The 6,236-nt window shown below is 57.2% G+C and carries 6 protein-coding genes and 3 riboswitches; all 6 genes read left to right on the top strand.

Features of this window, described 5'->3' with window-relative positions; genetic code table 11:
• The first annotated feature begins 46 nt into the window (after window positions 1–46).
• Window positions 47–913: an RNA polymerase sigma factor RpoH gene (gene rpoH / locus VD811_02720; protein ID HXV19889.1), complete on the top strand. Its 867-nt coding sequence runs from the start codon at window positions 47–49 to the stop codon at window positions 911–913.
• Window positions 914–957: 44 nt separating this feature from the next.
• Window positions 958–1,695, top strand: a complete 738-nt coding sequence (locus VD811_02715; GenBank protein ID HXV19888.1) for an outer membrane protein assembly factor BamD — start codon at window positions 958–960, stop codon at window positions 1,693–1,695.
• A 369-nt stretch (window positions 1,696–2,064) separates the two neighbouring features.
• Window positions 2,065–3,660, top strand: a complete 1,596-nt coding sequence (locus tag VD811_02710; GenBank protein ID HXV19887.1) for an acetyl-CoA hydrolase/transferase C-terminal domain-containing protein — start codon at window positions 2,065–2,067, stop codon at window positions 3,658–3,660.
• A 144-nt stretch (window positions 3,661–3,804) separates the two neighbouring features.
• Window positions 3,805–3,905, top strand: a riboswitch (cyclic di-GMP riboswitch).
• A 174-nt stretch (window positions 3,906–4,079) separates the two neighbouring features.
• A riboswitch (cyclic di-GMP riboswitch) is annotated at window positions 4,080–4,180 on the top strand.
• A 13-nt stretch (window positions 4,181–4,193) separates the two neighbouring features.
• The gene (locus VD811_02705) at window positions 4,194–4,643 is read left to right on the top strand and encodes a hypothetical protein (GenBank protein ID HXV19886.1); all 450 of its coding nucleotides are present in this window, start codon (window positions 4,194–4,196) and stop codon (window positions 4,641–4,643) included.
• 289 nt (window positions 4,644–4,932) lie between these two features.
• A riboswitch (cyclic di-GMP riboswitch) is annotated at window positions 4,933–5,024 on the top strand.
• Window positions 5,025–5,200: 176 nt separating this feature from the next.
• Window positions 5,201–5,644 carry a spore coat protein U domain-containing protein gene (locus VD811_02700; GenBank protein HXV19885.1) on the top strand — a complete coding sequence of 148 codons (444 nt, stop codon included), beginning with the start codon at window positions 5,201–5,203 and terminating at the stop codon, window positions 5,642–5,644.
• A gap of 77 nt (window positions 5,645–5,721) precedes the next feature.
• Window positions 5,722–6,207 (top strand): spore coat protein U domain-containing protein, encoded by a 486-nt coding sequence (locus tag VD811_02695; protein ID HXV19884.1) that lies wholly within the window; start codon window positions 5,722–5,724, stop codon window positions 6,205–6,207.
• Window positions 6,208–6,236 lie beyond the last annotated feature (29 nt).

The raw sequence follows: 6,236 nt of genomic DNA, 5'->3' as shown, positions 1-6,236 counted from the left end.
GTGCTAATCTTTTGTTTTTAAAGATCTTTCGGAGGAAATAAGCACAATGAGCACGTTCCATCTGCCTGTTGTCATCGACACCTGGGACCATTACCTGGCCCAGATCAGCCGCTTCGACCTGCTCTCCCGGGAAGAGGAGTACGAACTGGCCATGCGCTACCGGCGGCGAGGCGATCTGGAGGCTGCACACCGGTTGATCTGCGCCAACCTGCGCTTTGTCGTCAAGATTGCCAACGAGTATCGCGCCTACGGCATGAAAGGCCTCGACCTTGTCCAGGAGGGGAACATCGGCCTGATGATGGCGGTCAAAAAGTTCGATCCGGAGCGTGGCATCCGCCTCATCACCTACGCCGTCTGGTGGATCCGCGCCTACATTCAGAGTTTCATCATCCGCAGCTGGTCGCTGGTCAAGATCGGCACGACCCAGGCGCAGAAGCGCCTTTTCTTCAAGCTGAGCCAGGCCCGCGAGGCGATCCGCCGGCACACCGGCGGCGAGGACGACCTGGAAGAAGTGGCGCGCCGGCTGCACGTACGAGATGAAGAGGTCGCGGAGATGACGCTGCGCCTGGGCGCCCGCGACACCTCTCTCGATCTTGAACTGAATGAGGGGGAAAACTATACACTGATGGATTCGCTGGCCGATGACCGCCATAACCAGGAGGACCAACTGCTGCAGCGCGAAGAGCAGACCCTGCTCTCGGACCGCGTGCAGCAGGCCCTCGAGCGCCTCAATGAGCGGGAGCGGCGGATTGTCCACGACCGAATCCTCAGCGACCACCCGCGGACTCTCCAGGAACTGGCTGAAGAGTATGGCATAAGCCGGGAGAGAATCCGGCAGCTGGAAAAGAACGCCCTGGAGAAGTTGAAAGGAGCGCTGGCGAATGGCGTTGACAAATTCCGGCGCATCCCTTAGCTTCTTCGGGATGTTAGAATTCTGACGCAAAGGGTAGACCCTCGATGAAACGATTGCTTTTTCTGGCGGTTTTCTTGCTCCTCGCTACCGCATGCGCCTCCACCAAGGCCACCCAGCCAAAAACGGCCGAGTATTATCTGCAGGAAGGCGAACGCTATTTCGACAATGGGCAATACGAGCAGGCCATCGCCTCGTGGGAAAAGGTGCGGGAAGCCTTTTTCTCTCCCGAACTCAACATTGTGGCGGAGTTGAAGATCGCCGAGGCCCATTTTCTGGCGAAAGAGTTCGTCGAAGCGGCGGCGGCCTATGAAGACTTTCTCAAGCAGCACCCCGACCACGAGCGCACCCCACAGGTCCTCTTCCAACTGGGGATGTCCTACTACAACCAGATACTCGCCGCGGACCGGGATCAGACGGCGACCCGCAACGCCTTGGCAACCTTTGAAAGCCTGGTGAAGCGATTTCCCGCCGACCCGAAAAAGCCGGAGGCGCAAGTTCTCATTGCCCGGTGCCGTGACCGCCTGGCCGAACACGAGCTCCAGGTCGGACACTTCTACCTGCGTACCGGCGCCTACCAGGCGGCCATCCACCGGATGCAGGGCATTTTCTCACTCTATCCCGACTACGCCCACCGGGACCGGGTCTATTTCTACCTGGGACAGGCCTACCTGAAAATCGGCGAGCGCCAGCAGGCGGACGCCGCCTTCAACACTCTTTTCAATGAATTCCCGCAGAGCAAATACATCAAGGAGGCACAAAAAATCGCTGGCAAGCTCGACTGATCCCCGCCATCCAGCCACCCGAAAGCGCCATGCAGATAATGGCGCTTTTTTTATTTTCCGCCCCAGGAAAAAATTCAGGCTGACCGAATACCACAAATGGGATAAGAACTCTTTTTGCTTGACTTGCCGTTTACGCCATTATATAAAAAACGGCATTCGTATAACGGAATTTTAAAATCGTCGCCGAGCCGATTTCGCCGCCACGCCCTACCTGGTGATTTTATTTATAAATTCCTGTTTTTAATGATATTCGGCTCCCAGAGCCGGTTTTCCTGAAAGCATTTGAATCTGCCTTAAATTGGCCCGAGTGAACCTGTTCGGAACGCACCATTTCGGGCGCCACCGCCACACTACAGCAGGAGGAGAGAGATGTCTGATTACGGTACACTGCAAGACCGGGTACGTTGCAAGTCGCTGCTCAACAAGGTGATGACCCCTGAGCAGACCGTCCAGTTCTTCAAACCCGGGATGAATCTCGGCTGGTCCGGCTTCACCCCCGCCGGTTACCCGAAAGTGGTCCCCATCGCGCTGGCCAACCACGTCGAGAAGAACAACCTGCAGGGCAAGTGGAAGTTCAATCTCTTCATCGGGGCCTCGGTCGGCGCCGAGACCGAGGACCGCTGGGCGACCCTCGACATGATCGACCGCCGCTGGCCCTATCAGACCGGCAAGAATATCGCCGCCGGTATCAACGAAGGCCGCATCCGCATGGGCGACAAGCACCTCTCCCTCTTCGCCCAGGACCTCGGCTACGGCTTCTACACCAAGGACTCCCCGACCGGCAAGCTCGACATCGGCATCATCGAGGTTTCGGCGATCACCGAGGACGGCGGCCTGGTGCCGACCTCTTCCTGCGGCGTCATTCCCGAAATCCTGATGATGTGCGACAAGATCATCCTCGAGGTCAACATCGGCCAGCCCTCCTTCGAAGGGATTCACGACATCATCTGCTCCAATAACCCGCCGAACCGTCAGGTCATAGGCATCACCAGAACCGACGATCGCGTCGGGACCACCTTCGTCCCCTGCGACCCGAGCAAGGTCATTGCCGTCGTCGAGTCGAAGCTCCGCGACAAGGGCCGCGCCTTTGCCGAGCAGGACGACACCTCCGAAGCGATCGCCAACCACATCATCGATTTCTTCCAGACGGAAGTGAAAGCTGGCCGTCTCCCGAAAAACCTGCTGCCGATCCAGTCGGGCGTCGGCTCCATCGCCAACGCCGTTATCGGCGGACTGGCCAAGGGCCCCTTCAAGAACCTGACCGTCTACACCGAGGTGCTGCAGGACACCATTCTCGACCTGTTCGACGCCGGCAAGTGCGATGCCGCCTCCGCCTGCTCCCTCTCCCTGTCCGAAAGCCCGGGCTTCCCCCGCTTCTTCGACAACTGGGACAAGTACTTCGGCAAGTGCACCCTGCGCCCCCTGTCGATCTCCAATGCGCCTGAGCCGATCCGCCGTCTCGGGTGCATCGCCATGAACACTCCGGTCGAGATCGACATCTACGCGCACGCCAACTCGACTCTGGTCGGCGGCACCCGCATGATCAACGGCCTCGGCGGCTCGGGCGACTTCCTCCGCAACGGCTTCCTGAAGATGATGCACACCCCCTCGAGCCGTCCGTCCAAGACCGACCCGACCGGTATCTCCTGCGTCGTGCCGCACTGCTCGCACATCGACCACACCGAGCATGACCTGGACTGTGTGATTACCGAGCAGGGCCTGGCCGACGTGCGTGGCCTCTGCCCGCGCGACCGCGCCAAAGTCATCATCGACAAGTGCGCCCACCCGGACTACAAGCCGATTCTCACCGAGTACTTCGAAATGGCCAAGGCCGACTGCCTGCGCCGCAAGGTCGGCCACGAGCCGCAACTCTGGGACCGCGCCTTCAAGATGCATCTCAACCTCGAGAAGAACGGTACCATGAAGATCAAGAACTGGGACGTCAAGATCGACCTCTGCGAATAATTCTGACCATTCACCTGCGATGCAGTGCAGACACCCCTCCGGGACACCGGAGGGGTTTTTTTGTTCGAAATTTCGTCAAAAAATTATTTACTTGACAGCATTTTTACCTGCGGTATATTTTGGGCGTACGAGTAAAGTTTCAAGTCTCCGAAACGGCAAACCCGGAGAAATCCGGCGACGCAAAACCACGGGTCCTCGCCCACCGAAGCAACAGCTAAGGCGGGACGGATAGCCGGGTCTCCGAAGAGAAGCCAGACATTTGTTGCGCCTGGAAACTTCCGGGCTGGCGCCTGTGCCTATCTTCGGACATGAAGATAGGCATTTGTGTTTGGTGGGCATTCACTGACAAGGAGGATTAGCGGAACCGGAAAACGACCATCACAATTACAACTGATCAGAACAAACGTCACTTCACACTTCACCGATAACGGCAAACCCGGAGAAATCCGGCGACGCAAAGCCACGGGTCCTCGCCCACCGAAGCCTCAGCGAAGGTGGGACGGATAGCCGGGTTCCCGAAGGGAGTGAACGCCATGAGAGTCGCGAAATTCGCAGTCGCGGGGATTCTGGCACTTGCAACAGCCCATCCTTGGGCTGTCCCGGCCCAAGCCACTTCGGCAAGCGCGGTTGTACGCGTGCAGGCCACCATTCGCCCCTGGCTCAAGTTTTCCGCCACCCAGCCGGCAAACAGCTACCGGGTAACAGCCGAAGACATCCGCCGGGGACACATCGATCTTCCCCAGTCCATCACCATCCAGATGCAGACCAACATCCGAGAGGAAATCCGCTTTGACGTCGCCAGTGGCGGACCGGAAAAAATCCTGCTTCAGACGGATAACGGATTGACAGATGCGGTCAGGCTGGCAGGAGAGCATCCAGGCTTACTGATTACCCGGGTGCTCGACATGCGGATCGTGCTGCCGGCAGATGTTCACGAAGGAATCTACCCGCTTCAGGTCGCCTTGGTGCCGGTGGCGTATTGAGGGATCAGAACCTCCGGAAAGTCAAAAATATGACTTTTTTTGTCATCACTGCATGACAAAAAAAGTCAGCCAAATCCCAACAAGGCGATGCATGCCTGCTTGAGCATTCGCCTGAATCCGCATCTATCTGGGCAACATCCTCATGTCCTCGCCCCTCCAACCAAATGGCACGCCCTTTGCTCTATGTGAAACAACTGAGCGCAAGACAAAAAATTGTCACGCGCCTGCAATAAACTCTTGACGAAGGCAGAACGCCGATTTAGATTCACCAAAATCTTAATGAGTAAGTCTCCGACACTGGCAAAACCGGAGTAATCCGGTGACGCAAAGCCACGGGTCCTCGGTCATCGAACAGATGGCACGGATAGCCGGGTTGCCGAAGAGACGGGTGCGCGAACCCGTATTCTTCACAAATTCGAGCGCCCGTCTTCGGCAGAAGATGGGCGCTTTTTTGTGCAGATTTTCCGGCATTACCGGTTTGCCGGGTTCGCATCCAGATGGGCTGGAAGTAGAAACACACTTGATTATTCACTCAGCAGGAACAAGGAGGCAACACAATGAAGAAGATGAAACTGGCGGCACTGGCTCTATCTCTCGTCGGCGTTCTGACGGCCGGCAACGCTTTGGCTGCGGATACCGCCACCATCAACGTATCGGCAACGGTACTGGGGACCTGCGCGTTTGACACCACTAGCTACAACATGGCTTTCGGGGAAATCGACCCCGCGGGTACCGGCGACAGGACAGCTTCCGTGAATCTCGCGTTCACCTGTTCCAACGGTACGACCTGGACCCTCGATAACGAGGCGAACGCCAAGACGATGGCCGGTGCCTTCACTGGAACGAACATGGCGTACTCCATCGACGGCTACACCCTTAACGGCCTGGGTAACGGGCTCACCCAGAACGTCACCGTCACCGGCAGGATCGCCGACGGCGTCTATCAGGTTGCAGCCGCCGACGTTTACTCCGACTCTTTCACCATCGATATCAATCCCTGATATTTCCGGCCTGAGCAGAGGGAGGGGAGAGGACGCCCCCTCCCTCTCTTATTCTTCTAATGGCGCGAAGGGTTAACATGCATAACTCCGGAAAAATTTTCTGCGTTCTGCTGACCCTGATTGGCGCGACAACGTCCTGTTTCGCTGGTTCGACAACGGTTTCGGTGTCTGCCACCATCCTTTCGAAGAGCCAATGTAAATTTAATACCAAGTCAGCCGAACTGGCATTCGGTATTCTTGATCCGCTTGCAGCACCGGCGCTGGATGTGACCCGTCAGACTACGATCCAGTTTGTATGCAACGGCAAGGACGACCCTGCAACATATTTTGCTATAGATGATGACGGTCTGCACGAGAGCCAAGCCAACGGCAACCGGATGCAACACAGCACGTTTCCTGCGGCTTTCCTTCCATACACTTTCAGCGTGGCACCAGCGACTGACAGCGTCCCCAAAGGGGCTAATCTTCCCCTGACCATTACCGGAACGGTTCTCGCCAACGATTTCCGCATGGCCTACGCTGGAACATACACCGATCTCGTCGTCCTCACCATTAATCCTTGAACAGTTCGCTTCAGCTTTCCAACCTCACA

The organism is Desulfuromonadales bacterium, from assembly GCA_035620395.1.
In the GTDB taxonomy this organism is placed as follows: Bacteria; Desulfobacterota; Desulfuromonadia; order Desulfuromonadales; family DASPGW01; genus DASPGW01.
Note: the sequence above shows the minus strand (reverse complement) of the source record. Positions and strands in the feature narration are given on the sequence as shown.